Origin of the sequence: Streptomyces sp. NPDC012835, assembly GCF_042900885.1 — a bacterium.
Classification (GTDB): Bacteria; Actinomycetota; Actinomycetes; order Streptomycetales; family Streptomycetaceae; genus Streptomyces.
This window is the reverse complement of sequence record NZ_JBIBBW010000002.1, coordinates 379,943-403,797: the sequence shown is the minus strand read 5'-3', so window position 1 is coordinate 403,797 and position 23,855 is coordinate 379,943. Positions and strand designations below refer to the sequence as shown.

Here is a 23,855-nt window from a genome sequence, read left to right as displayed (position 1 = left end):
AGCCCTACAGGCCGAGCTCGACCTCGAACTCGCCGGCTTCGAGGATCGCCTTGACCGCCGTCAGGTAGCGGGCGGCGTCGGCGCCGTCCACCAGACGGTGGTCGTAGGAGAGCGCGACATAGGTCATGTCGCGCACCGCGATGGTCTCGCCGAGGTCCGGGTGGTTGATGACCACGGGACGCTTGACGGTGGCACCGATGCCCAGGATGGCGACCTGGTTCGGCGGCACGATGATCGTGTCGAACAGCGCGCCGCGCGAGCCGGTGTTGCTGATGGTGAAGGTCGCGCCGGCCAGGTCGTCCGGGGTGATCTTGCTCGCCCGGACGGCCGCCGCCAGCTCCGCGGTCTTCTTGGAGATGCCGGCGATGTTCAGGTCGCCGGCGCCCTTGATGACCGGGGTCATCAGACCCTTCTCGGAGTCCACGGCGATGCCGATGTTCTCCGAGTCGAAGTACGTGATGGTGCCCTCGTCCTCGTTGATCCGGGCGTTGATGACCGGGTGGGCCTTCAGCGCCTGGGCCGCCGCCTTGACGAAGAACGGCATCGGGGACAGCTTGACGCCCTCACGGGCGGCGAAGGAGTCCTTCGCCTGCGCGCGCAGCCGCATCAGCTTGGTGATGTCCACCTCGACCACGGAGGTCAGCTGGGCCTGCGTGTGCAGCGCCTTCATCATGTTCTCGCCGATGACCTTGCGCATCCGGGTCATCTTGACGGTCTGCCCGCGCAGCGGGGACGCCTCCAGCTTCGGCGCCTTCGGCGCGGCGGCCGGAGCCGCGGCGGCGGGGGCCTGCGCCTTGGCGGCCTCGGCCTTGGCGTTCTCGGCGGCGGTGATGACGTCCTGCTTGCGGATACGGCCGCCGACGCCGGTGCCCTTGACGGTGCTCAGGTCGACCGCGTTCTCGGAGGCGAGCTTGCGGACCAGCGGCGTGACGTACGCGCCGTCGTCACCGGCGGTCGCGGCCGGAGCCGGGGCCGGGGCGGCGGGCTGGGCCGGCGCGGGCGCCGGGGCCGCGGGGGCGGCCGGAGCGGCGGCGGGCGCGGCCTGGACCGGCGCGGGGGCCGGAGCGGCGGCCGGGGCCGGGGCCGGAGCGGCGGCCGGGGCCGGAGCCGGGGCGGGGGCCGGAGCCGGTTCCGGGGCGGGGGCCGGGGCCTCCTGAGCCGGAGCGGGCGCGGCCGGTGCCGGGGCGGCGGGGGCGGCCGGAGCGGCACCCGGAGCACCGATCACGGCCAGCTTGGCGCCGACCTCGGCGGTCTCGTCCTCGCCGACCACGATCTCCAGCAGCACACCGGCGACCGGGGCGGGGATCTCGGTGTCGACCTTGTCGGTGGAGACCTCCAGAAGCGGCTCGTCCTCCGCGACCTCCTCGCCGACCTCCTTCAGCCACCGGGTGACGGTGCCCTCGGTGACCGACTCGCCCAGCGCGGGCAGCGTGACGTCGGTACCGGAGGCGCCACCGGCCGGGGCGGCGGCGGGGGCGGGCTCGGCGGCCGGAGCCGGAGCGGCGGGGGCCTCGGCGGCGGGCGCGGGGGCGGGCTCGGCGACGGCCGGGGCGGGCGCCGGAGCGGCCTCCGTCGGCTGGGCCGCCTCGTGGCCGCCCGTACCGTCGTCGATGATCGCCAGCTCGGAGCCGACCTCGACGGTCTCGTCCTCGGCGACCTTGATGGAGGCCAGGACACCCGCGGCCGGGGCCGGGATCTCGGTGTCGACCTTGTCGGTGGAGACCTCGAGCAACGGCTCGTCGGCCTCCACGCGCTCACCCTCGGCCTTCAGCCAGCGGGTGACAGTGCCCTCGGTGACGCTCTCGCCGAGCGCCGGCAGGGTTACGGAAACCGCCATGGTTTCAGTTGCTCCTAACAGATGTGCGGAAGTGGTCGTCGTCGCGCCCGGACTGAAGCATCAGTCGTGGGAGTGCAGCGGCTTGCCGGCCAGGGCCAGGTGGGCCTCGCCGAGCGCCTCGTTCTGGGTCGGGTGGGCGTGGATGAGCTGCGCGACCTCGGCCGGCAGAGCCTCCCAGTTGTAGATCAGCTGTGCTTCGCCGACCTGCTCGCCCATACGGTCACCGACCATGTGGACGCCGACCACGGCGCCGTCCTTCACCTGGACGAGCTTGATCTCGCCGGCGGTCTTGAGGATCTTGCTCTTCCCGTTGCCCGCGAGGTTGTACTTGAGGGCGACGACCTTGTCCGCGCCGTAGATCTCCTTGGCCTTGGCCTCGGTGATGCCGACGGAGGCGACCTCGGGGTGGCAGTAGGTCACCCGGGGCACGCCGTCGTAGTCGATCGGAACGGTCTTCAGACCGGCCAGCCGCTCGGCGACGAGGATGCCCTCGGCGAAGCCGACGTGCGCGAGCTGGAGGGTCGGGACGAGGTCGCCGACGGCGGAGATCGTCTCCACGTTCGTCCGCATGTACTCGTCGACGACGACATAGCCGCGGTCCATCGCGACGCCCTGCTCCTCGTAGCCGAGGCCCTGCGAGACCGGGCCGCGGCCGATCGCGACCAGCAGCACCTCCGCCTCGAAGGTCTTGCCGTCGGCCAGGGTGACCCGGACGCCGGTCTCGGTGTACTCGGCCTTCTCGAAGAACGTGCCGAGGTTGAACTTGATGCCGCGCTTGCGGAAGGCGCGCTCCAGCAGCTTGGAGCTGTTCTCGTCCTCCAGCGGCGCGAGGTGCTTGAGACCCTCGACGATCGTCACGTCCGTCCCGAAGGACTTCCACGCGGAGGCGAACTCCACGCCGATGACGCCGCCGCCCAGGATGATCGCGGACTGCGGGACCCGGTCCAGGGTCAGCGCGTGGTCCGAGGAGATGATCCGGTTGCCGTCGATCTCCAGACCGGGCAGCGACTTCGGTACGGAACCGGTCGCGAGCAGCACGTGACGGCCCTGGACCCGCTGGCCGTTCACATCCACGGAGGTGGCGGAGGACAGCCGGCCCTCACCCTCGATGTAGGTCACCTTGCGGGAGGCGACCAGGCCCTGGAGGCCCTTGTACAGGCCGGCGACGACCTCGTCCTTGTACTTGTGGACGCCCGCGATGTCGATGCCCTCGAAGGTGGCCTTGACACCGAACTGCTCGCTCTCGCGCGCCTGGTCGGCGATCTCGCCCGCGTGCAGCAGGGCCTTCGTGGGGATGCAGCCGTTGTGCAGGCAGGTGCCGCCCAGCTTGTTCTTCTCGATCAGTGCGACGTCCAGGCCCAGCTGCGCTCCGCGCAGCGCCGCGGCGTAACCGCCGCTACCGCCGCCGAGGATCACTAGGTCGAAAACGGTGCTGGCGTCGTTCGCCACGTCACGTCCTCCATGCATGTGCGCCGGGCGCGGTCCGGTGACCGGGCGGCGGCTGGTCTTCGGCCGCTATGTCTTCGGCCCTGTGGTGGGGGCCCTGTCCTGCCGATTACCCATCTTCGCACGGTGGGAGGTCCGGCGGGGGCGGGGGTGGCGGGGCGCACACGCAGCGCCCGCCCCGCACCCCCGCGCCCGTCGCCGAAGGCGACGTCCCGGCTACCCGAGGTCGCCGGCCGCCGTGCGCTCCGCCAGGCTCACCAGCGTACGGACCGAGGAGCCGGTGCCGCCCTTGGGCGTGTAGCCGTACGGGGCGCCCTCGTGGAAGGCGGGTCCCGCGATGTCCAGGTGCGCCCAGGTGATGCCCTCGCCGACGAACTCCTTCAGGAAGAGTCCGGCGACCAGCCCGCCGCCCATCCGCTCGCCGATGTTGGCGATGTCGGCGGTGGGGGAGTCCATGCCCTTGAGCAGATCGGCGGGGAGCGGCATCGGCCAGGACGCCTCGCCCGCCTCCTCGGCGATCTCGTGCAGCGACGTGCGGAACGCGTCGTCGTTCGCCATGATGCCGAACGTACGGTTGCCCAGCGCCAGCACCATCGCGCCGGTCAGGGTCGCCACGTCCACGATCGCGTCCGGGTTCTCCTCCGAGGCGCGGGTCAGCGCGTCCGCCAGGACGAGCCGGCCCTCGGCGTCGGTGTTGAGGACCTCGACGGTCTTGCCGCTGTACATGCGCAGCACGTCACCGGGGCGGGTGGCGGTGCCCGACGGCATGTTCTCCGCGAGGGCGAGCCAGCCGGTGACGTTGACGCGCAGCCCCAGCCGCGCGGCGCTCACGACGGCGGCGAACACGGCGGCGGCGCCGCTCATGTCGCACTTCATCGTCTCGTTGTGGCCCGCGGGCTTGAGGGAGATGCCGCCCGAGTCGTAGGTGATGCCCTTGCCCACCAGGGCGAGGGTCTTCTCCGCCTTGGGGTGGGTGTAGGCCAGCTTGACCAGGCGCGGCGGGTTGGCCGAGCCCTGGCCGACGCCGAGGATGCCCCCGTAGCCGCCCTTGGCGAGCGCCTTCTCGTCGAGGACCTGCACCTTGACGCCGTTCTCCTTGCCGGCGGCGGTGGCCACGGCGGCGAACGCCTCGGGGGTGAGGTCGTTCGGCGGCGTGTTGATCAGGTCGCGGGCGCGGTTGACCTCCTCGGTCAGCGCGATCGCGCGGTCGGCCGCGGCCTTGTGCGCCTTGTCGCGCGGCTTGGCGCCGAGCAGGGCGATCTCGGCGAGGGGGCGCTTGGGGCCCTCGCCCTTCTTCGCGCTCTTCTCGCCGCCCCGGTAGGCGGTGAAGGCGTACGCGCCGAGCAGGGCGCCCTCGGCGATGGCCGCGACGTCCTCGGACGCCTCGACGGGCAGCGCGAACGCGGCCTTCTTCACCCCGGACAGGGCGCGGGCGGCGTTGCCCGCCGCGCGGCGCAGGGTCTCCGCCGCGTACGTCTCGTCCTTGTCGGGGAGCGGGCCGAGTCCGATCGCGAGGACGACCGGCGCCTTCAGCCCGGCGGGCGAGGGCAGCTTGGTCACCTCGCCCTCGGCGCCCGAGGCACCGAGGGTCTCCAGCACGCTGCCGAGCTTTCCGTCGAACGCCTTGTCCACGGCCTCGGACCCCGGCGCAGCTACCGGCCCCTTGGTGCCCTTGGCGACGCCGACGACGACCGCGTCCGCGCGCAGCGACGCCGCGCCGGAGGAGGAGAGAGTGAGAGCAGTCACGGTGGTGAAATCTCGCTTCCGTAGAGTTCATTGGCGGTCGAGGGGTGGGCCGACCATGCCCGCCGCATCGTAACGACCACGGTCGGGAATCGGCCGGGCAGCGGCGGGAACGAGCCTACGCTCAGTGATCTGCGTCGCTCACGGGGGCGGCGGTTCACGCGGATGTGGGCGGCTTTTCCGCGATTGCCCCGGCGGCGGAGGTCTGCCGGTGGTAGGCGATCGGGCCCCGGAGCGGGCCGCTCCGGGCGGGGCTATCCGAGCGTCAGGGCGACCAGCGTGGCCGTCGCCGCCGTCTCCGCGAGCGCGCCGAAGACATCGCCGGTCACCCCGCCGAAGCGGCGTACGCAGTGGCGCAGCAGCAGGTGCGCGGCGCCGAGGGCGACGAGGACCGCCAGCGCGTGCCGCGCGGCGCCGAGGGGCCCGAGGACCGCGCCCGCCGCCGCGCCCGCCCCGGTGCCGAGCAGCGCGACGGCCACCGCCGCCCCCACCGGCACGGCCCCGGCGACCGCGGCGCCGAGTCCGTCGGGGCGGGCCGCCGGCACGCCCGTACGGCAGGCCAGGGTGAGGGCGATCCTGGCCGTGACCCCGGCCAGCACGACGGCGAGAGCGCCGGGCGCCCCGCCGCGCCCGTACAGCGCGCTCACGGCGGCGGTCTGCGCCAGCAGGGTCAGCAGCAGGGTGATCACGCCGAACGGGCCGATGTCCGACCGCTTCATGATCCGCAGCGCGTCCTCGGCCGGCCGGCCGCTGCCCAGGCCGTCGGCGGTGTCGGCGAGTCCGTCGAGGTGCAGCCCCCGGGTGAGTACGGCGGGGACGGCGACGGTGGCGACGGCCGCCAGCAGCGGTGTCGCGCCGGCGAACAGCAGCAGCGCGCCCGTGGCGGCGGCCGCCCCGCCCACGGCCAGTCCCGCGGCCGGGGCCCACAGCATTCCGGCGCGGGCGGCCGGGCGGTCCCAGCGCTCCAGCCGTACCGGCAGCACGGTGAGGGTGCCGAAGGCGAACCGGGCGCCGTCGGCGGCCGAGGCGCGTCCGGCCGGGTCCCGGGGCGGCTCGCCGCGCTGATCGCCGCCCGTACCGCCGTCCATGGAAGTCATCGCGCGAGCGTAGTCCTGGCGCCGGAGCCGCACAGCGGGCAGATGCCGATAAGTTTCGTGTATCGCACCATTCGGAAGCGGGTGGCATGGGTCACTGGTTCCACCAGAACATCGTCGAGCCGGGCAAGCTCCCCACGCTGCTCGCCCTCGCCTCCTTCGTCCTCACCTTCGCCCTGACCCGTACGGTCACCCGGCTCATCCGGGCGGGCAGGGGGCCGTTTCGGAACATCGCGCCGGGCGGGGTGCACATCCACCATGTGGTGCCCGGCGTGGTCCTGACCGTCATCGGCGGTTTCGGCGCGGTCGGCAGCGGCCGGCACGGGGTGGGGGCCTCGGTCTGCGCGGTGATCTTCGGTGTGGGCGCCGGCCTGGTGCTCGACGAGTTCGCGCTGATCCTGCACCTCAACGACGTCTACTGGAGTGAGCAGGGCCGGCAGAGCGTGGAGGCCGTGATCATGGCCGCCGCGCTGGCGCTGCTGGTGCTCAGCGGATTCTCGCCGCTCGATGTCACCTCGCTGGGCACCGGTCAGCGGCAGGGCCGGGGCTCGGCGGTGCTGACGCTGCTCGTCAACTTCGTCTTCGTGCTCGTCACCCTGGTCAAGGGCAAGCCGCGGATGGCGCTGGTCGGCACCCTGGTGCCCTTCGTCGCGCTGATCGGCGCGATCCGGCTGGCCAAGCCGGCCTCGCCGTACGCCCGCCGCGTCTACCGCCACCGTCCCCGGGCGCGGGCCAGGGCCGCGCTGCGCGCCTACCGGCGCGACGCCCGCTGGGCGGGTCCGCGCCGCCGGATCCAGGACTGGATCGGCGGGACGCCCGACGAGGAGCGTCGTTGACCGGGGCCGTGCCGCCGGGCGCCGCCCGTGGCCCGCGACACCGGCCGCCCTACCGGCGCGTCTCCCGGCTCCGCGTCAGGCAGGGCACCGCGCACACCACCAGGACGGCGGCCGCGGCGGCCAGATGCTCCCGTCCCGCCAGGTTGTCCTTGACGACGCACTCGACCACCAGACCGGCGATCAGCGCCCCGCCCGTCCACCACGCCCGGTAGCGCCGGCACACGAAGAGGGCCAGTCCGACCACGGCCGCCGACGGGCCGGTGTCGACGATCAGCGCGTCGGATGCGGGCAGCCCGAGGAACGCGCCGGGCCCGAGCGCGATCCCCGCCCGCGCGTAGAGCGTCCCGGCCAGCGTCGCCACGTAGGCGATCACCAGCGTGCGCCACCGGCCCAGACAGATCTCCGCGAGCCCGAAGACCAGCAGGACCTGGGCGAGGGCGCCCCACACCGGAAGGTCGATGGCCGGTACGAACAGCGACAGCGGGGTACGGAGCAGGGCCGCCCACAGCGGGTCCTCGGCCCGTACCGCACCGAGGTCCATCACCGGCCGGTAGCCCCAGGGCTGGTTCTGCACGACCTGGAGCAGCCCCGTCAGCACGACCGAGCCGATCGTCAGCGGTACGGCCCGCGGCCCGCGCGCGGCCAGCGCCCGGCGTACGGCCCGGACCGGTGGTCCCCATTCGCGGCGCGCGACCTCGCGCGGCCCCGCACGGTTCACCGGCGGCTCTCCAGCCGTCTGCGGTGCAGCCGGCCCGGCAGGGCGGGCGCTTCGAGGAAGCCCTCGGCGCGGCCCGCCGCCAGGCCGATGCGCAGCAGGTCGGCGCTCTTCTCGAACAGCATGAAACGGGGCTCCCAGATGGGGCGGTACTTGGCGTTGGCGCGGTAGAGCGACTCGATCTGCCACCAGCGGGAGAAGAAGCTCAGGAGCGAACGCCACATCCGCAGCACCGGACCCGCGCCCAGCCTCGCGCCGCGTTCGAAGACGGACCTGAACATCGCGAAGTTCAGCGAGACCTGGGTGACCCCGATCTCACCGGCGCCCCGGAGGAGTTCGATGACCATGAACTCCATCAGGCCGTTCTCGCTGTCGCGGTCACGGCGCATCAGGTCGAGCGAGAGGCCGTGCGGCCCCCAGGGCACGAAGCTCAGCACCGCCTTCAGCTCGCCGGTGCCGGGCCCCTCCGGGCCGTTCTCGCGGCATTCGAGCATCACGCACCGTCCGTCGCCCGGGTCCCCGAGCCGGCCGAGCGCCATCGAGAAGCCGCGCTCGGTGGCGCCGTCGCGCCAGTCGTCGGCGCGGCGCAGCAACTCGGCCATCTCGTCGGCGGGAATGTCCTCGTGGCGCCGGACCCGGACCTGGTACCCGGCGCGCGCGACCCGGTTGTACGCCTGGCGCACGGTCCGCATCGCGCGTCCCTCCAGGGAGAAGTCCGCGGTCTCCACGAGGGCCTCGTCGCCCAGCTCCAGCGCGTCCATGCCGTGCCGGGCGTAGACGGTGCCGGCCTCCTCGCTCGCCCCCATGACGGCCGGAACCCAGCCGTGCTCCCTGGCCTCGGCCAGCCACCGCTCGATCGCGCCCGGCCACGCCTCCGGGTCGCCGATCGGATCGCCGGACGCGAGGGAGACCCCGCCGACGACCCGGTAGGTGACGGCGGACTTCCCGGTCGGCGACCACATGACGCTCTTCTCCCGGCGCAGCGCGAAGTACCCCAGGGAGTCGCGTTCGCCGTGCCGGTCGAGGAGGAGCCGCAGCCGTGCCTCGTCGTCCTCGGTCAGCGGATCGACGGCCCGGCGGGAGCGGAAGGCCGCGTACAGCACGGCGAGCAGCAGCAGCGTGGACAGCACGTTGATGACGACATTGACCCAGCCGGGCGTGGAGATCCCCGGGAACCTGGTGTCCGTGGACAGCGACACCAGCCGCATCCCGCCGTACCGCCAGCGTTCGCCGAAGGACGAGCCGCCGTGTCCGGTGTTGGTGAGGGTGACGAGCAGATCGGCCAGCAGCGAGGCGGCGGCCAGCCCGACGACCGCCACGGCGGCGGCGAGCTTCGGATTGGACCGGTCACCCTTGGCGTAGAACTCCCGCCGTCCCAGCAGCAGGGCGCACACGAAGGCGGCGGTCAGGGCGAGGGAGAGCCAGTTCTGCGGATAGTGCCGGACCTCCGGCAGGGCCATCATCAGGGCGAGCAGCAGCAGGAACGCGCCGCCGACCACGACGTTGAGGAGCCACGCGGCGCGCTTGCGGCGGCGCATGGTGATCGCGAGGAAGAGCGTGAAGGCGCCCGACGCGAAACCGGCCGTGAGCAGGTACGGGGTGAACAGGTCCTCGGTGTTGTGCCGCCGTAGGTCCTGGCCGAAGGAGACCCAGAAGGCGCTCAGGAAGTTCATGGACGCCACGGCGCGCAGGTACCAGATCGCGAACGCCGCGCTCCGCCGCGCACGTACGGCGCTCCGCTCCGGGGTGACCTCCCGGACGGAGGCCGGGGCCCGGGTCGATCGGTCGACAGTCAACTGAACATCTCCCATGAAAAGCGATCATATGGGGCATCGCGTTTCACTTCGGATGGTGCGACCGCCGACCGGCGGTCGCATCCGGTGCCTCACTCGTCCCCGGTGGTTTCCTGCTCGGCCCCGGGCCGCTCCGGCAGCTCCGCCGCGAGAGCGGCGGCCGCCTGGACGAGCGGAAGCGCGAGCAGCGCCCCGGACCCTTCTCCTGCACAGACGCCCTGGTCGAGCAGTGGGTTGAGTGCCATCCGGTCCAGCGCCTTCGCCTGCGCAGGCTCCCCGCTCAGCTGCCCCGCCAGCCACCAGTCGGGCGCCCGGAACGCGGCCCGCTGCCCGACCAGCGCGCACGCCGCGGAGACCACGCCGTCCAGGATCACCGGCATCCGCCGCACCGCGCTCTGGAGCAGGAAGCCCGTCATCGCCGCCAGATCGGCCCCGCCGACCTTCGCCAGCAGCTCCAGCTGGTCCCCGAGCACCGGCCGCGCCCGGCGCAGCGCGTCCCGGACCGCCGCGCACTTGCGCATCCACGCCAGATCGTCGATGCCGGCGCCGCCCCGCCCGGTGACCACCGAGGCGTCCGTGCCGCACAGCGCGGCGATCAGCGTGGCCGCCGCCGTGGTGCCGCCGACGCTCAGGTCGCCGAGGACGACCAGATCCGTACCCGAGTCGGCCTCCTCGTCCGCGACGGCCATCCCCAGCCGTACGGCCCGCTCCGCCTCCGCCGGGCTCAGCGCGTCCTCGATGTCGATCCGCCCGCTGCCGCGCCGCACCCGGTGCCGTACCACCTCGTCGGGCAGCAGCCCGGGCTCGCAGTCCAGACCGGCGTCCACGATCCGTACGGGCACCTCCGCCCGGCGGGCCAGCACCGCGACCGGGCTCTCGCCCTCCAGCACGGCCCGCACCAGCCGGTGCGCGCCCTTCGCAGGCCGCCCCGACACATCGAGGGCGGCCACCCCGTGGTCCCCGGCGAACAGCACCACACGCGGCTGCCGGATCGCTTTGACCGGCACGGACCCCTGCGCGGCGGCCAGCCAGTCGCCCAGCTCGTCCAGGCGCCCGAGCGCCCCGGCCGGCACGGTCAGCCGCTCCCGGCGCGCTTCGGCGTCGCGCCGCACGGCGCTGTCGGGGCGCTCGATCAGATCGGAGAAGTCGTCGAGATTAAGCGAACTCATCCGCCGACACTATCTCTCCTCCTCGAGGGCTCGGTTCGCCTCCGGGGCGCGGGAGCCGGCGCCGGAACCCCTGCCGGACCGGGCTGTTGAGCACCCGAGCGCCCCGCCCGGCCGCCGGGCGCCCGGCTCATCGCAGCGGCAGCGCCTGGCCCGCCACCACCAGCAGCACGTGCTCGCACTCCGCCGCCACCGCCGCGTTCAGCCGGCCCAGCTCGTCGCGGAAGCGGCGGCCCGACACCGTCGCCGGGACCACGCCCCCGCCCACCTCGTTGGTCACGGCGACGACCGTGCGCCGGGTCTCGCGCACCGCGTGCGCCAGCTCCGCGATCCGGTCCCGCAGCGATTTCTCGCCACCGGCCGCCCACGCGCCGTCGTCCCAGGCGTCCACCCGGTCCATGGCGTCCGTCAGCCACAGCGACAGGCAGTCGATCAGCAGCGGCGGCCCGTCCTGAGCCAGCAGCGGCACCAGATCGCAGGTCTCGGTCGTCCGCCAGGACGACGGCCGCCGCTCCCGGTGCAGCCGCACCCGGGCGTCCCACTCCGGGTCGCCGTCGCGCCCGCCGCCCGTCGCCACGTACAGCACCTCGGGGAAGGCCGCGAGCCGCCGCTCGGCCTCCCAGGACTTGCCCGAGCGCGCCCCGCCGGTCACCAGCGTGCGCCGGGGCACCTCCGGTACGGGGTGGTAAGCGCCGACCGTCAGCGTCGTCCCGTCCGGCACGGCCCGCGCGCCCGCCGCGGCCAGCCGCCGGTCCAGTTCGGCGCCCGGCGGCACGTCGTGGTCCAGGTGCACGGCGACGACATCGGTCGCGGGCCCGATCGCCCCGGCCGCCCGCAGCCGGGCCACCGCGTCCGGCCGCCCGGTCACATCCGCGGCGACCATGTCGTACGGGGCCGTCGTTGCGGCCGGCGCGGACGCGCCCCCGCCGTTGTCCGGCACCCCGGCGGGCGCCCCGCCCGGCGGCAGGTACAGCAGCCGCTGCCCGCCGGACGACGTCACCTCGTACCCCGTGCCCGGAGCGTCCATCGCCACCGCCCGCACCCGGTGCCCGCCGAGCAGTGTCAGCACCCGGCCGTCGGCGACCCGGCCGGCCGTCGGCAGCCCGGCGGGCAGCTCCACGGCGGGCCCGTCGTGCGGATGGGTGAGCAGGACCTGCCGCACCCCGGCCAGCGAGTGCCCGGCGCGGGCCGCCGCGAGCGCGGCCCCGGGGGTCAGGTCCAGCAGCAGGACGCCGTCCACCAGCAGTGCGGTGGCGGCGCGGGCCCGCGTGCCGCGTGCGGTCGCGCACGCGGCGCAGGGGCAGTGGGGGCGGGGGAGTCCGGCGGGGGCTCCGGTGCCGAGCAGAGTCAGTTCCACGAGGACGATCCTCCCGCGTCACCGCTCAGGGTGCGCGCCCGGCTACGCTGCGGGCAGCAAATTGATCAGTTTCTCGGGATCGGGAGGCGCACATGGCGTGGACATGGCGGTTCGAGACGGCCGAAGGGACGGAGGTCGCCCCGGCGGTGGAGCCGGAGGAGTTCACCACGCAGGGGGACGCCGAGTCATGGGTCGGCGAGGTCTGGAAGGACCTCCTGAACGGGGGCGCGCAGCAGGTCACCCTCTTCGAGGACGGCAGCAGGATCTACGGCCCGATGAGCCTGCGGGCCGACGAGAGCTGACCCCCGGCGCGACGTGGACGGCGCCCGCGGACCGGTACGAGGGGTCCGCGGGCGCCGCCGGGTCCGTACGGCTCACATCTTCCCGAGCGTGGCCTCCACCGTCTTCGCCGTCCCCGACCGGGTGAAGGTCACCTTGACCTTCTGCCCCGGCCGCTCCGCCGCGAGTTCCTCGGACAGCGACTCGATCGTGGTGACCGGCGCGCCGCCCAGCTTGGTGATGATGTCCCCGGCCCTGATCCCCGCCCCGGCCGCCGCGCCGCCCTTCGCGGCCGCCACGACCGCGACCCCCGCCGGGCGGAGGTCGGAGCCGAGGACCGTACGGCCCGTGATGCCCAGGGCGGCCCGGCCCGAGTCGGTGACCCGGCCGCTCCTGATGATCTGGCCGGCGACCGTCTTGACCATGGACACCGGAATGGCGAAACCGATCCCGGGCGCCGCGCCGTTGCCCATCTGCTGATCGGTCGCCGCGAGCGTCGGGATGCCGATCACCTCGCCGTCCAGATTGACCAGCGCGCCCCCGCTGTTGCCCGGGTTGATCGCGGCGGAGGTCTGCACCATGTTGGCGATCGTGGCTCCCGTGCCGCCGCCCTCCGAGCCCTCGCTGACGGTCCGTCCGACAGCCGAGACGATCCCCTGGGTGACGCTGCCGGAGAGCCCCAGCGGAGAGCCCATGGCCAGCACGATCTGACCGACCGCGACCCGCGAGGTGTCGCCGAACTTCGCGGCCTTCAGCCCGCCGGGCACCGAGTCGAGCTTGATGACGGCGAGATCCTGCTGCGGATAGCTGGAGACCAGCGTGGCCTTGAGAGGCTGCTCGCTGTTGGCCACCGTGACCGTGAACGTCCGCTGTCTGTCGACCACATGGGCGTTGGTGACGATGTGGCCCTGTCCGTCGTAGACGACGCCGGACCCGAGGTCGTTGCCGGTCTCGATCTGGACGACCGACGGCAGTACGTTCTTGATCACCGTCTCGTACTCCGTCTGTAGATCGTTTCCGTCGCTCCGCTCGGCGGCGGCCCGCGTGGTCGTGCCGGACATCGACGTACCGGAGCCCGTACCGCCGGTGCCGGAGCAGCCGCCCACCAGCGCGACCAGACAGGTCACGGCGGTCAGGGTCAGCGGGATCCGGCGCGGGCGGCGGCGGTGAAGAGAAGCAGTCATGCCCGGAGTATCCCGTTTGTCCGCGAGGTGCGGCCTGCGGTACGCCGCCGATCAGGGGGCGGGAGCCCCGCCGGGCAGGGGCGGCCGGGTGTCAGCGCGCGACCGTCAGGAACTGTGTCGCCGCCAGCTCCCCGTACAGCGCGTCCCCCGCCACCAGTTCCTCGTGCGTGCCCACCGCCCGGACCCGGCCGGCGTCCATCACCACGATCCGGTCCGCCAGCGTCACCGTCGACAGCCGGTGTGCCACCACCAGGACCGTGACCTCCTGGGACACCTCCGCCACCACGTCCCGCAGCGCCAGCTCGTTGACCGCGTCCAGCTGAGACGTCGCCTCGTCGAGGAGCAGCAGCCGGGGTCCGCGCAGCAGCGCCCGCGCGATCGCCACCCGCTGCCGCTCGCCGCCCGACAGCTTGGAGCCGCGATGGCCGACGAGCGTGTCGAGCCCGTCCGGCAGCCGCTCCACCAGCCCGTCGAGCCTGGCCCGCACGAGCACCTGCCGGATCTCCTCCTCGGAGGCGTCCGGCGCGGCGAAGACCAGGTTCTCGCGCAGCGTCCCGGCCAGCACCGGCGAGTCCTGCTCGACATAGCCGATGGCGCCGCGCAGCTCGGCCAGCGGCAGGTCGCGCACATCCCGCCCGTCGAGCAGGATCCGCCCGCCGCTCGCCTCGTAGAACCGCTCCACCAGCCCGAAGACCGTCGTCTTGCCCGCGCCCGAGGGGCCGACGAAGGCGGTCATGCCCGGACCCGGCACCTCGAAGGAGACACCGCGGTGGACGTAGGGGAGATCGTCGCGGTAGCGGAAGGACACGTCCTCGAAGACGACCGAGGCAGGCCCCCGCTCCGGCCCGCCCACGCGAGCGCCGGGCTCCGGGCCCGCCGCTTCCGGAACGCCGGCCGCTTCCGGAGCGCCCGCCGCCGGCGCCCCCGGCTCGGTCTCCAGCCGCTCCGCCTCCACGATCCTGGCCACCGCCGCCGTACCCACCTGGTACTGCGACACCGCGTTCACCAGATTCGACACCGGGTCGATCAGATAGAAGAGGAACAGCAGGAAGGCGACCAGCGTCGACACCGAGATCGCCCCCGACGCCACCCGTGCCCCGCCCACCCCCAGCACCGCCAGGAACGACACCTGCACGGCCAGCCCGACCGAAGCCCCGGCCACCGTCCGCCACTTCGCGGCCGCCACCCCGTGCTGCCACGCGTCCAGGGCCGCCGCCTCCACCACCGCGGTCTCCCGGTCCTCCGCACCCGACGCCTTGACCGTGCGGAACGCGCCGAAGGCCCGCTCCAGCACCGCGGATATGTGGCCGACCGCCTCCTGGGACCGCTTGGCCGCCCGCGCGATCCTCGGCATCACCAGCGCGACGGCGCCGCCGATCACCACGATGACCCCGAGCGTGACGGCCAGCAGTACCGGGTCCAGCACACCCATCAGCGTGATCGTCGCGAGGAACGCCAGGCTGCCGGTGGCGGCCGAGACGATCGACTGTGTCGTCACCGCGCGCAGCAGGGTGGTGTCCGAGGTGACCCGGGACATCAGATCGCCCGGCTGGGTCCGCTCCACCTCGGGGAGCCGCAGCCGCAGCAGCCGCCCGATCAGGGTGCGGCGGGCGGCGAGGACCACCGACTCGGCGGTCCGCTCCAGCAGATACGCGCCGACCGCCTGGACCGCCGTACCGAAGACCACCAGCCCGGTGAGCAGCAGCAGGACCCCGGTGATCGAGCCGCCAGCGCCGAGCCGGTCGACCAGCGCCTTCGCGGCGAGCGGCTGCGCGAGACCGGTCGCCGTGCCGATCAGCGCCAGCAGCGCGCCGAGGGCCACCGTCCCGCGATGCGGCCGGAAATGCCGGTACAGGGCCCGCCAGGTCTCCCGGGCGGGCAGTTTCGGGGTCTCCCGCGCGCCGGACGCGACCGGGCGCCGGGGGAGGGGATCGCCGTCCGCTTCGGCGTCCACGCCGCCCACCACGCCGTCCACCGCGCCGCTCACCGTCGCGCCGCTCACCGTCGTGTCGCTCACCGTCGTGTCGTTCACCTTCGTGAGGAAGCGCCCGAGGTGCGCGCGCCCGACTCAGCCACGGACCCCGCACAGATGCAGCATCGCCGCCACCCTGCGGTACGGCTCCGTGCGCCCCGCCCGGTCCTCCGCCGTCAGCAGCCGCTCCAGCTCCTCGCCCTCGGGCGGCGGCGCGTCGGCGGCGGCGCCGTCCGTGAGGACCCGCACCCCGTACCAGGCGTGCAGCGGCGCGGCGATCCCCGCCAGTGTCGCGGTCAGCGCCTCCAGCCGGTCGGCCCGGACGCGCACCCCGAAGCGGTTGGTGTACATGGCCGAGTCGAAGCCCTCCAGCGCCCCGTCCCAGTCCCCGGCCAGGCCCGGCCGCAGGGCCAGCGCGTCACCGTTGCGCACCAGGAGGGAGAGCAGGCCGCCGGGCGCCAGCATCCGGGCCAGCCCCGCGAGCATCGCGTCCGGCTCCGCCACGTACATCAGGACGCCGTGGCAGAGCACGACGTCGAAGCTGCCGGGCAGGAAGTGCACCCCGGTCTCCAGGCCGTCGCCCTCGATCAGCCTGACCCGCTCCCGTATGCCCTCCGGCTCCCGCGCGAACGTCTCGCGCGCCGTGGCCAGCATCCCGGGGTCCGACTCCAGACCGGTCACCGTGTGACCGGCCCGCGCCAGCCGGAGCGCCTGCGTGCCCTGGCCCATGCCGACGTCCAGCACCCGCAGCCGCCGCCCGAAGGGGAAGCGCGCGGTTATCTGCTCGTCGAGCTGGCGGGCCACCAGCTCCTGGCGGACCACATTGCGCAGTCCCCCGAGCCCGGCCAGCCAGTTCGCTCTCGCGGCGGAGAAGCCGGAGACCTCTGTACTCAGGGCCGCTCTCCGCGCTTGACCTGCGGCTTGGGCAGACGCAGCCGGCGCATCTGGAGCGTACGCATCAGGCCATAGGCCACCGCGCCGCGCTTGGGGGTGTCGGGGAAGCGCACGGCGAGCTGCTTCTTGAGCCGCAGCCAGATGCCGATCGAGTCGATGACGATCAGCACGATCACGCCGAGCCACAGCAGCAGCGCGATGTTCTGGAGGGCGCCGACCCTGACCATGCTCAGCACCAGGATCACCACCGCGAGCGGCAGGAAGAACTCGGCGATGGCGAACCGCGAGTCCACGAAATCGCGGACGAAGCGGCGCACCGGGCCCTTGTCACGGGCCGGCAGATAACGCTCGTCGCCGCTGGCCAGCGCTTCGCGCTGCCTGGTCAGGTCGGCCCGGCGCGCTTCGCGCTGGCGCTTCATGGCCGTCTTGCGGTCGGTCGGCGTCGTGGAGGCGCGTCGGCGTTGCGACTCGGCCTCACTGCGCTTGGGGGTCGGGCGGCCCTTGGGGGCCTGCGGGTCGCGGGGCTGCGTGGAGAGGTCCGCCGTCACCTTGGTGGCGGTGGCCTTCTCTTCCTTGGAGCGGCTTCGGAACACAAAGACCAAGGGTACGGGGTGTCGTGGCGGGACCCCACCCCGACGGGGAACGATCCCGCAACGTCCTGCGTCAGTACAGGGACAGAGTGGGTCTTGTCCCCGCTTTTCCCCACGGCCGTCGGGGTGCCTCTACTCCCTGCGTCCGAGCGTTCGCACGGCCAGTCGTCCTTGGGGAGGAGCGCATCCGCGCTGGAACAGTGCGGTAATAGAGACAGGGCCCGTACTGTGGGTTCTGTTGGAGTGCTGTAGCTGGAGTCCGTCAGAAGGGGGCGCGCGAAGCCCATGAGCGGTGTCATGAAGCGTATGGGGATGATCTTCCGCGCGAAAGCCAACAAGGCCCTTGACCGGGCCGAGGATCCGCGCGAGACCCTCGATTACTCGTACCAGAAGCAGCTGGAGCTGCTTCAGAAGGTGCGCCGCGGTGTCGCCGATGTGGCGACGTCGCGCAAGCGGCTGGAATTGCAGCTGAACCAGTTGCAGGGCCAGTCGAGCAAGCTGGAGGACCAGGGCCGCAAGGCGCTGGCGCTGGGCCGCGAGGACCTGGCGCGCGAGGCGCTGTCCCGCCGTGCCTCGCTCCAGCAGCAGGTCACCGACCTGGAGACACAGCACCAGACGCTCCAGGGCGAGGAGGAGAAGCTCACGCTCGCCGCGCAGCGCCTCCAGGCCAAGGTGGACGCCTTCCGTACCAAGAAGGAGACCATCAAGGCGACCTACACGGCCGCGCAGGCGCAGACCCGGATCGGCGAGGCGTTCTCCGGCATCTCCGAGGAGATGGGCGACGTCGGCATGGCCATCCAGCGTGCGGAGGACAAGACCGCACAGCTCCAGGCGCGGGCCGGCGCGATCGACGAGCTGCTCGCCTCCGGCGCCCTGGACGACCAGTCCGGGATGGCGAAGGACGACATCGCCGCCGAGCTGGACCGGATCTCCGGCGGTTCCGATGTCGAGCTGGAGCTCCAGCGCATGAAGGCGGAGCTGGCCGGCGGCTCGACGCCGAGCCCGGCGATCGAGGGCGGCACGGGCGGTACGGGCACGCAGGACGCCCGGCCGTCGACCAATAAATTCGACAAGCAGTAGGGGCGCGTCATGATCGTACGGATCATGGGGGAGGGCCAGGTGAAGCTGGCGGACAGCCACTTCGCCGCACTCGACGAACTCGACGACGAACTGCTGGCCGAGGTCAGGGACGGGGACGAGGACGGCTTCCGCCGCACCTTCCACGCGCTCCTGGACAAGGTCCGCGAACTCGGCGAGCCGCTGCCGGACGACGCCCTGGAGCCGTCCGAGCTGATCCTTCCCGCTCCCGGCGCGACCATGGAAGAGGTCCGCGCGATGCTCAACGACGACGGCCTGATCCCGTCCGCCTGACGGGAGGACGGCTCCGTCCGCCGCCCCGGGGCGCCATCCCGAGGACGCGCGGAGCCACCCGGGGACGGCGTATGTCCCGCGTCCGCACTCCAGACCCCAGCCACTCCTGAGCGCCCCGCACCCGCACGGTGCGGGGCGCTCGCGCGTTCCGGCGCGCGCCCGCACCCCGTACCGTTGCCCGATGTGAGCCGAATCGAAAGCGCGTACACCCGCACGAGGAGCTGGGCACGCGAACATCCGCTCGCCTCGGACGGGGCGCTGGCCGCCGTCGCCCTCGCCGTCATGATCGTCGGGTCGTTCACCGACCACGGCGCTCCCGAGGGCCCCACCTTCGGCGCCCGCACCCCCGACGCGGTCAGTGTCGTGCTCATGGTGCTCAGCGGCGCCGCGCTCGTCCTGCGCCGCCGCGCGCCCATGCCCGTGCTGCTCTGCACCGCCGGGCTGACCCTCCTCGCCCTCCTCCTCGCCCAGCCGCCCGCGCCCCTCGTCCTCAGCGCGGTCATCGCCCTCTACACCGTCGGTTCGCGCACCGACCGGCCCACCACCTGGCGGGTCGGGGCCGCCACCATGTTCGTGCTCACCGCCGTCGCGATGGCCCTCAGCCCCGGCCCCTGGTACGCCCAGCAGAACCTGTCGATCTTCGCCTGGACCGGCATGGCGGGCGCGGCGGGCGATGCCGTACGCAGCCGCCGGGCCTTCGTCGGCGCCATCCGCGAGCGCGCCGAACGGGCGGAGCGCACCCGCGAGGAGGAAGCGCGCAGAAGGGTCGCGGAGGAGCGGCTGCGGATCGCCCGCGATCTGCACGATGTCGTCGCCCACCACATCGCGCTGGTCAACGTGCAGGCCGGCGTCGCGTCGCACGTCATGGACAAGCGCCCCGACCAGGCCAAGGAGGCGCTCGCACACGTACGGGAGGCCGGCCGCTCCGCGCTCAGCGAGCTGCGCGCCACCGTCGGGCTGCTCAGGCAGTCCGGCGATCCGGCCGCCCCCACCGAACCCGCCCCCGGCCTCGCCCACCTCGACCGCCTGCTGGACACCTTCCGCAACGCGGGGCTGCCCGTGGAGTTCGCCATGAACGGCCGGGCCCACACCCGGGGGCTGCCCGCCGCCGCCGACCTCGCCGCGTACCGGATCATCCAGGAGGCCCTGACCAACGTCCGCAAGCATGCCGGGCCGGCGGCGAAGGCCGAGGTCAGCGTCGTCCACCTCGGTGCGACCGTGGAGATAACCGTGCTGGACGACGGCGGCGGCCCCCGGACGCCCGCGTCCGGCCCGGACCCCGGCGGGCCCGACCCCGGCGCGTCCGACGGCGGCGGCCACGGCCTCATCGGGATGCGCGAGCGCGTCACCGCCCTCGACGGCTCCCTCACCGCCGGCCCCCGCTACGGCGGCGGCTTCCGCACGCAGGCGATACTGCCCGTCGACGACCGTACGCGGCAGGGGGAGAACGCATGACGATCAGGGTGCTGCTCGCCGACGACCAGGCACTGCTGCGCAGCGCCTTCCGGGTGCTGGTGGACTCCGAGCCCGACATGGAGATCGTCGGTGAGGCCGCCGACGGGGCGCAGGCCGTGGAGCTGGCCCGGGCCACCCGGCCCGATGTCGTCCTGATGGACATCCGGATGCCCGGTACGGACGGCCTCAGCGCCACCCGGACGATCAGCGACGACCCCGACCTCGACGCCGTGCACGTCGTCATGCTGACCACCTTCGAGGTCGACGAGTACGTGGTGCGGTCGCTGCGCGCCGGCGCCTCCGGCTTCCTGGGCAAGGGCGCCGAGCCGGAGGAGCTGCTCCACGCGATCCGGATCGCGGCGGCGGGTGACGCGCTGCTCTCGCCCGCCGCGACGAAGGGGCTCATCGCCACCTTCCTCGCCCAGGGCGGCGGCACGGACTCCGACCGGAGCGGCACGGCCCACGCCGTCCGCCTGGGCGCCCTCACCGTGCGCGAGCGCGAAGTGCTCGTCCAGGTGGCGGGCGGCCTCTCCAACGACGAGATCGCCGCGCGCCTGCGGGTCAGCCCGCTGACGGTGAAGACCCACGTCAACCGGGCGATGGCGAAGCTCGGCGCCCGCGACCGGGCACAACTCGTCGTCATCGCGTACGAGTCGGGTCTGGTACGTCCGAAGGTGGACTGACCGCTCCCGGCGCTACTCCAGGCGCGGTACGCGGCAGATAAAGAAGGGGACCTGGGGGCTACGCGTTCGGCCCCGGGGATGGCAGATCGTAGAGGGGGGCCGCCGTGCCCACCTCCGGAGGCGTTCCGTACGCCGACCGGGGCCGAGCCGCCGAACCCACCTGCCGCGTACACCACAGAAGAGAGACCCCATGTCCTGGCTGGCAAAATTCAGCCTCGCGCAACGGGCCCTGATAGGGCTGATTTCGATCATCGCGATCGTGTTCGGCGCGATAGCGATACCGCAGCTCAAGCAGCAGCTGCTGCCCTCCATCGAACTCCCGATGGTCTCGGTGCTCGCCCCCTACCAGGGCGCCTCCCCCGACGTGGTCGAGAAGCAGGTCGTCGAGCCGCTGGAGAACTCGCTCAAGGGCGTCGACGGCATCAAGTCCGTCACCTCCACGGCCAGCGAGGGCAACGCCATCGTCATGGCCTCCTTCGACTTCGGTGACAGCGGTACGAAGCAGCTCGTCGCCGATGTCCAGCAGGCCGTGAACCGCGCCAGGTCCCAGCTGCCCTCCGGCGTGGACCCCCAGGTCATCGCCGGCTCGACGGACGACATCCCGACCGTCGTCCTCGCCGTGACCTCAGACAAGGACCAGCAGGCCCTCGCCGACCAGCTCGACCGCTCGGTGGTCCCGGCGCTCCAGGGCATCGACGGCGTCAGCCAGGTCACCATCGACGGCGTGCGCGAACTCCAGGTCTCCGTCACGCCCGACGACCGGGAGCTCGCGGCGGCCGGACTCACCGCCATGTCGCTCTCCGAGGCCCTCAAGGCCGGCGGCGCGACCCTGCCGGCCGGCTCCTTCACCGAGGACGGCAAGAGCCGCACGGTCCAGGTCGGCGGCGGCTACACCTCCGTCAAGCAGATCGAGGACCTGCGGATCGCGCCCCAGGCCGCCCAGGGCGGCGCCGGCGGCTCGGCGGCGCCCGAGCCCGTACGCCTCGGCGACATCGCCACCGTCGAGCAGAAGCCGGCCGCCGCGACCTCCCTGACCCGGACGAACGGCAAGCCCAGCCTCGCGGTCATGGTCGCGATGGACAAGGACGGCAGCGCCGTCGCCATCTCCGACGGCGTCAAGGACAAGCTGCCCGACCTCCGCAAGGACCTCGGCTCCGGCGCTTCGCTGACCGTCGTCACCGACCAGGGCCCCGAAGTCTCCAAGTCGATCTCGGGACTGACCACCGAGGGCGCGCTCGGTCTGCTCTTCGCGGTCGTCGTGATCCTGGTCTTCCTGGCCTCGATCCGCTCCACCCTCGTCACGGCGGTCTCCATCCCGCTCTCCATCGTCCTGGCGCTGATCGTGCTGTGGACGCGTGACCTGTCGCTCAACATGCTCACCCTCGGCGCGCTGACCATCGCGATCGGCCGGGTCGTCGACGACTCGATCGTCGTGCTGGAGAACATCAAGCGCCACCTCGGGTACGGCGAGGAGCGCGAGAAGGCCATCCTCACCGCCGTCAAGGAGGTCGCGGGCGCGGTCACCGCCTCGACCCTGACCACGGTCGCGGTGTTCCTGCCGATCGGTCTGGTCGGCGGCATCGTCGGCGAGCTGTTCAGCTCGTTCTCGCTCACCATCACGGCCGCCCTGCTCGCCTCGCTGCTCGTCTCCCTCACCGTCATCCCCGTCCTCTCGTTCTGGTTCCTCAAGGCACCGGGGCTCGCGGACGGCGTCGACGCGGACGAGGCGCGCCGCCGGGCGGAGGAGGAGGAGACCCGCGGCAGGCTCCAGCGGCTGTACGTGCCGGTCCTCGGGTTCGCCACCCGCCGCCGCGTCACCAGCGTGGTCATCGCCGCGGCGGTCCTGCTGGTCACGCTGGGCATGGCACCGCTCCTGAAGACCAACTTCTTCGACGAGGGCGACCAGGAGAGCCTCACCATCCAGCAGAAGCTGGAGCCCGGCACCAGCCTGGAGACGGCCGACGCCTCCGCCAAGAAGATCGAGAAGCTCCTCTCCGGCCTCGACGAGGTCACGGACTACCAGGTCACCGTCGGCTCCTCCGGCTTCATGGCGGCCTTCGGCGGCGGTACGGGCGCGAACCAGGCGTCGTACCAGGTCACGTTGGCGGACGCGAAGAAGTCCGCGCAGGCCCAGGAGCACATCGAGAAGGAACTCGCCAAGCTCAAGGGCATCGGCACCACCACCATCAGCGGGGGCGGCGGCTTCGGCGGCCAGGACCTCAGCGTGGTCGTCAAGGCGTCCGAGTCGGACACCCTCGAAAAGGCTGCGGAAGAGGTACGCGAGGCCGTCGCCGGTCTGGACGACGTCACCGATGTCCAGAGCGACCTGTCGCAGTCCGTCCCGCGCATCTCGGTGAAGGCCAACGAGAAGGCCGCAGCGGCCGGCTTCAACGACGCCGCGCTCGGCGGGGCCGTGGCCCAGGCCGTGAGCGGCACCCGCTCGGGTACGGCCATGCTGGACGACAGCGAGCGCGATGTCGTCGTCACCTCGCAGCGGCCCGCCACCACCATCGCCGAGCTGCGGAACCTGCCGCTCGGCCCGGTCAAGCTCGGTCAGATCGCCGACGTGAAGCTCGTTCCCGGCCCGGTCTCCATGACCCGTATCGACGGCGCCCGCTCCGCGACGATCACGGCGAGGCCCCTCGGCGACAACACCGGCGCGGTCAGCACGGCGCTCCAGACGAAGATCGACAACCTTGAGCTGCCCGACGGCGCCACCGCCACCATCGGCGGTGTCACCTCGGACCAGGACGACGCCTTCGCCAATCTGGCGCTGGCCATGCTCGCGGCGATCGCCATCGTGTTCATGCTGCTGGTCGCGACCTTCCGCTCGCTCGTCCAGCCGCTGATCCTGCTCGTCTCCGTCCCGTTCGCCGCGACCGGCGCGATCGCCCTGCTGCTGCTGACCGGCACGCCGCTCGGCATTCCGGCCATGATCGGCATGCTGATGCTGATCGGCATCGTCGTCACCAACGCGATCGTGCTGATCGACCTGATCAACCAGTACCGGGCCCAGGGCCTGGGCGTCGTGGAGGCGGTCGTCGAGGGTGGCCGCCACCGGCTCCGCCCGATCCTGATGACGGCGCTCGCCACGATCTTCGCGCTGATGCCGATGGCGGCGGGGATCACGGGCGAGGGCGGCTTCATCGGCCAGCCCCTCGCGGTGGTCGTGATCGGCGGCCTGATCTCGTCCACGCTGCTCACGCTGCTGCTGGTGCCCGCGCTGTACGCGATGGTCGAACTCCGCAAGGAGCGCCGGGCCGAGAAGAAGGCCGCGAAGCGTTCCGCCGGGGACGGCCCGGCCGCCGGCGCCCCGGCCGCGGAGCCGGACCAGGAGCCGGTCAACGCCTGACCGCCGGCCGGTAACCGGCTGAACGCCCCGGTACGGACCGTCTGCACGGTCCGTACCGGGGCGTCGGCGTGTGCCGGGCCGCGCGTCA

The 23,855-nt window shown here is 73.0% G+C and carries 19 protein-coding genes; 7 read left to right on the top strand and 12 right to left on the bottom strand.

Annotated elements, in window-relative coordinates; translation table 11 throughout:
- Nucleotides 1-4: 4 nt before the first annotated feature.
- The 4 genes from sucB to ACFY6S_RS09260 all read right to left on the bottom strand — a co-directional run bounded on the left by sucB (nucleotide 5) and on the right by ACFY6S_RS09260 (nucleotide 6,114).
- A complete protein-coding gene (gene sucB / locus ACFY6S_RS09275; protein ID WP_388820840.1) occupies nucleotides 5-1,837 on the bottom strand; it encodes a 2-oxoglutarate dehydrogenase, E2 component, dihydrolipoamide succinyltransferase in 1,833 nt (610 codons plus the stop codon).
- Between the two features lie 60 nt (nucleotides 1,838-1,897).
- Complete coding sequence (lpdA, locus tag ACFY6S_RS09270) at nucleotides 1,898-3,286, bottom strand: dihydrolipoyl dehydrogenase (protein ID WP_388820837.1); 1,389 nt, start codon at nucleotides 3,284-3,286, stop codon at nucleotides 1,898-1,900.
- Nucleotides 3,287-3,499: 213 nt separating this feature from the next.
- Nucleotides 3,500-5,029 (bottom strand): leucyl aminopeptidase, encoded by a 1,530-nt coding sequence (locus ACFY6S_RS09265; protein ID WP_388820834.1) that lies wholly within the window; start codon nucleotides 5,027-5,029, stop codon nucleotides 3,500-3,502.
- 251 nt (nucleotides 5,030-5,280) lie between these two features.
- The gene (locus ACFY6S_RS09260) at nucleotides 5,281-6,114 is read right to left on the bottom strand and encodes an adenosylcobinamide-GDP ribazoletransferase (protein WP_388821570.1); all 834 of its coding nucleotides are present in this window, start codon (nucleotides 6,112-6,114) and stop codon (nucleotides 5,281-5,283) included.
- A gap of 95 nt (nucleotides 6,115-6,209) precedes the next feature.
- Here ACFY6S_RS09260 and ACFY6S_RS09255 point away from each other — a divergent pair, with 95 nt between their 5' ends.
- Nucleotides 6,210-6,956 (top strand): hypothetical protein, encoded by a 747-nt coding sequence (locus ACFY6S_RS09255; protein WP_388820831.1) that lies wholly within the window; start codon nucleotides 6,210-6,212, stop codon nucleotides 6,954-6,956.
- A gap of 49 nt (nucleotides 6,957-7,005) precedes the next feature.
- On the opposite strand, the gene ACFY6S_RS09250 is transcribed toward ACFY6S_RS09255, so the two are convergent.
- The 4 genes from ACFY6S_RS09250 to ACFY6S_RS09235 all read right to left on the bottom strand — a co-directional run bounded on the left by ACFY6S_RS09250 (nucleotide 7,006) and on the right by ACFY6S_RS09235 (nucleotide 11,987).
- A complete protein-coding gene (locus ACFY6S_RS09250) occupies nucleotides 7,006-7,674 on the bottom strand; it encodes a hypothetical protein (RefSeq protein ID WP_388820829.1) in 669 nt (222 codons plus the stop codon).
- On the bottom strand, nucleotides 7,671-9,482 hold the full coding sequence (locus ACFY6S_RS09245; protein ID WP_388820826.1) for a phosphatidylglycerol lysyltransferase domain-containing protein: 1,812 nt from the start codon (nucleotides 9,480-9,482) through the stop codon (nucleotides 7,671-7,673). Before ACFY6S_RS09245 ends, ACFY6S_RS09250 begins: the two co-directional genes overlap by 4 nt.
- Before the next feature lie 74 nt (nucleotides 9,483-9,556).
- Nucleotides 9,557-10,633: a nicotinate-nucleotide--dimethylbenzimidazole phosphoribosyltransferase gene (cobT, locus tag ACFY6S_RS09240; RefSeq protein WP_388820823.1), complete on the bottom strand. Its 1,077-nt coding sequence runs from the start codon at nucleotides 10,631-10,633 to the stop codon at nucleotides 9,557-9,559.
- 127 nt (nucleotides 10,634-10,760) lie between these two features.
- On the bottom strand, nucleotides 10,761-11,987 hold the full coding sequence (locus ACFY6S_RS09235) for a bifunctional adenosylcobinamide kinase/adenosylcobinamide-phosphate guanylyltransferase (protein ID WP_388820820.1): 1,227 nt from the start codon (nucleotides 11,985-11,987) through the stop codon (nucleotides 10,761-10,763).
- 92 nt (nucleotides 11,988-12,079) lie between these two features.
- Between ACFY6S_RS09235 and ACFY6S_RS09230 the strand changes: the two genes are divergently transcribed.
- Nucleotides 12,080-12,289, top strand: a complete 210-nt coding sequence (locus tag ACFY6S_RS09230) for a hypothetical protein (RefSeq protein ID WP_388820817.1) — start codon at nucleotides 12,080-12,082, stop codon at nucleotides 12,287-12,289.
- 72 nt (nucleotides 12,290-12,361) lie between these two features.
- Here ACFY6S_RS09230 and ACFY6S_RS09225 read toward each other — a convergent pair whose 3' ends face one another.
- From ACFY6S_RS09225 to ACFY6S_RS09210, 4 genes are all read right to left on the bottom strand, one after another.
- Entirely contained in the window at nucleotides 12,362-13,450 is a 1,089-nt protein-coding gene (locus ACFY6S_RS09225; protein ID WP_388820814.1) for a S1C family serine protease, read from the bottom strand.
- A gap of 91 nt (nucleotides 13,451-13,541) precedes the next feature.
- A complete protein-coding gene (locus ACFY6S_RS09220; protein ID WP_388821567.1) occupies nucleotides 13,542-15,332 on the bottom strand; it encodes an ABC transporter ATP-binding protein in 1,791 nt (596 codons plus the stop codon).
- A 186-nt stretch (nucleotides 15,333-15,518) separates the two neighbouring features.
- Nucleotides 15,519-16,244: a class I SAM-dependent methyltransferase gene (locus tag ACFY6S_RS09215; protein ID WP_388820811.1), complete on the bottom strand. Its 726-nt coding sequence runs from the start codon at nucleotides 16,242-16,244 to the stop codon at nucleotides 15,519-15,521.
- Between the two features lie 68 nt (nucleotides 16,245-16,312).
- Nucleotides 16,313-16,909, bottom strand: a complete 597-nt coding sequence (locus ACFY6S_RS09210) for a DUF3043 domain-containing protein (protein ID WP_388820808.1) — start codon at nucleotides 16,907-16,909, stop codon at nucleotides 16,313-16,315.
- A 282-nt stretch (nucleotides 16,910-17,191) separates the two neighbouring features.
- On the opposite strand from ACFY6S_RS09210, the gene ACFY6S_RS09205 reads away from it, so the two are divergent.
- The 5 genes from ACFY6S_RS09205 to ACFY6S_RS09185 all read left to right on the top strand — a co-directional run bounded on the left by ACFY6S_RS09205 (nucleotide 17,192) and on the right by ACFY6S_RS09185 (nucleotide 23,767).
- Nucleotides 17,192-17,986, top strand: coding sequence for a PspA/IM30 family protein (locus ACFY6S_RS09205; RefSeq protein ID WP_388820804.1), 795 nt, complete (start codon nucleotides 17,192-17,194; stop codon nucleotides 17,984-17,986).
- 9 nt (nucleotides 17,987-17,995) lie between these two features.
- Nucleotides 17,996-18,277: a hypothetical protein gene (locus tag ACFY6S_RS09200; protein WP_388820801.1), complete on the top strand. Its 282-nt coding sequence runs from the start codon at nucleotides 17,996-17,998 to the stop codon at nucleotides 18,275-18,277.
- 174 nt (nucleotides 18,278-18,451) lie between these two features.
- Nucleotides 18,452-19,732, top strand: coding sequence for a sensor histidine kinase (locus tag ACFY6S_RS09195; RefSeq protein ID WP_388820798.1), 1,281 nt, complete (start codon nucleotides 18,452-18,454; stop codon nucleotides 19,730-19,732).
- Entirely contained in the window at nucleotides 19,729-20,415 is a 687-nt protein-coding gene (locus ACFY6S_RS09190) for a response regulator (RefSeq protein ID WP_388820795.1), read from the top strand. Before ACFY6S_RS09195 ends, ACFY6S_RS09190 begins: the two co-directional genes overlap by 4 nt.
- Nucleotides 20,416-20,605: 190 nt before the next feature.
- Nucleotides 20,606-23,767: an efflux RND transporter permease subunit gene (locus tag ACFY6S_RS09185; protein WP_388820792.1), complete on the top strand. Its 3,162-nt coding sequence runs from the start codon at nucleotides 20,606-20,608 to the stop codon at nucleotides 23,765-23,767.
- Nucleotides 23,768-23,855 lie beyond the last annotated feature (88 nt).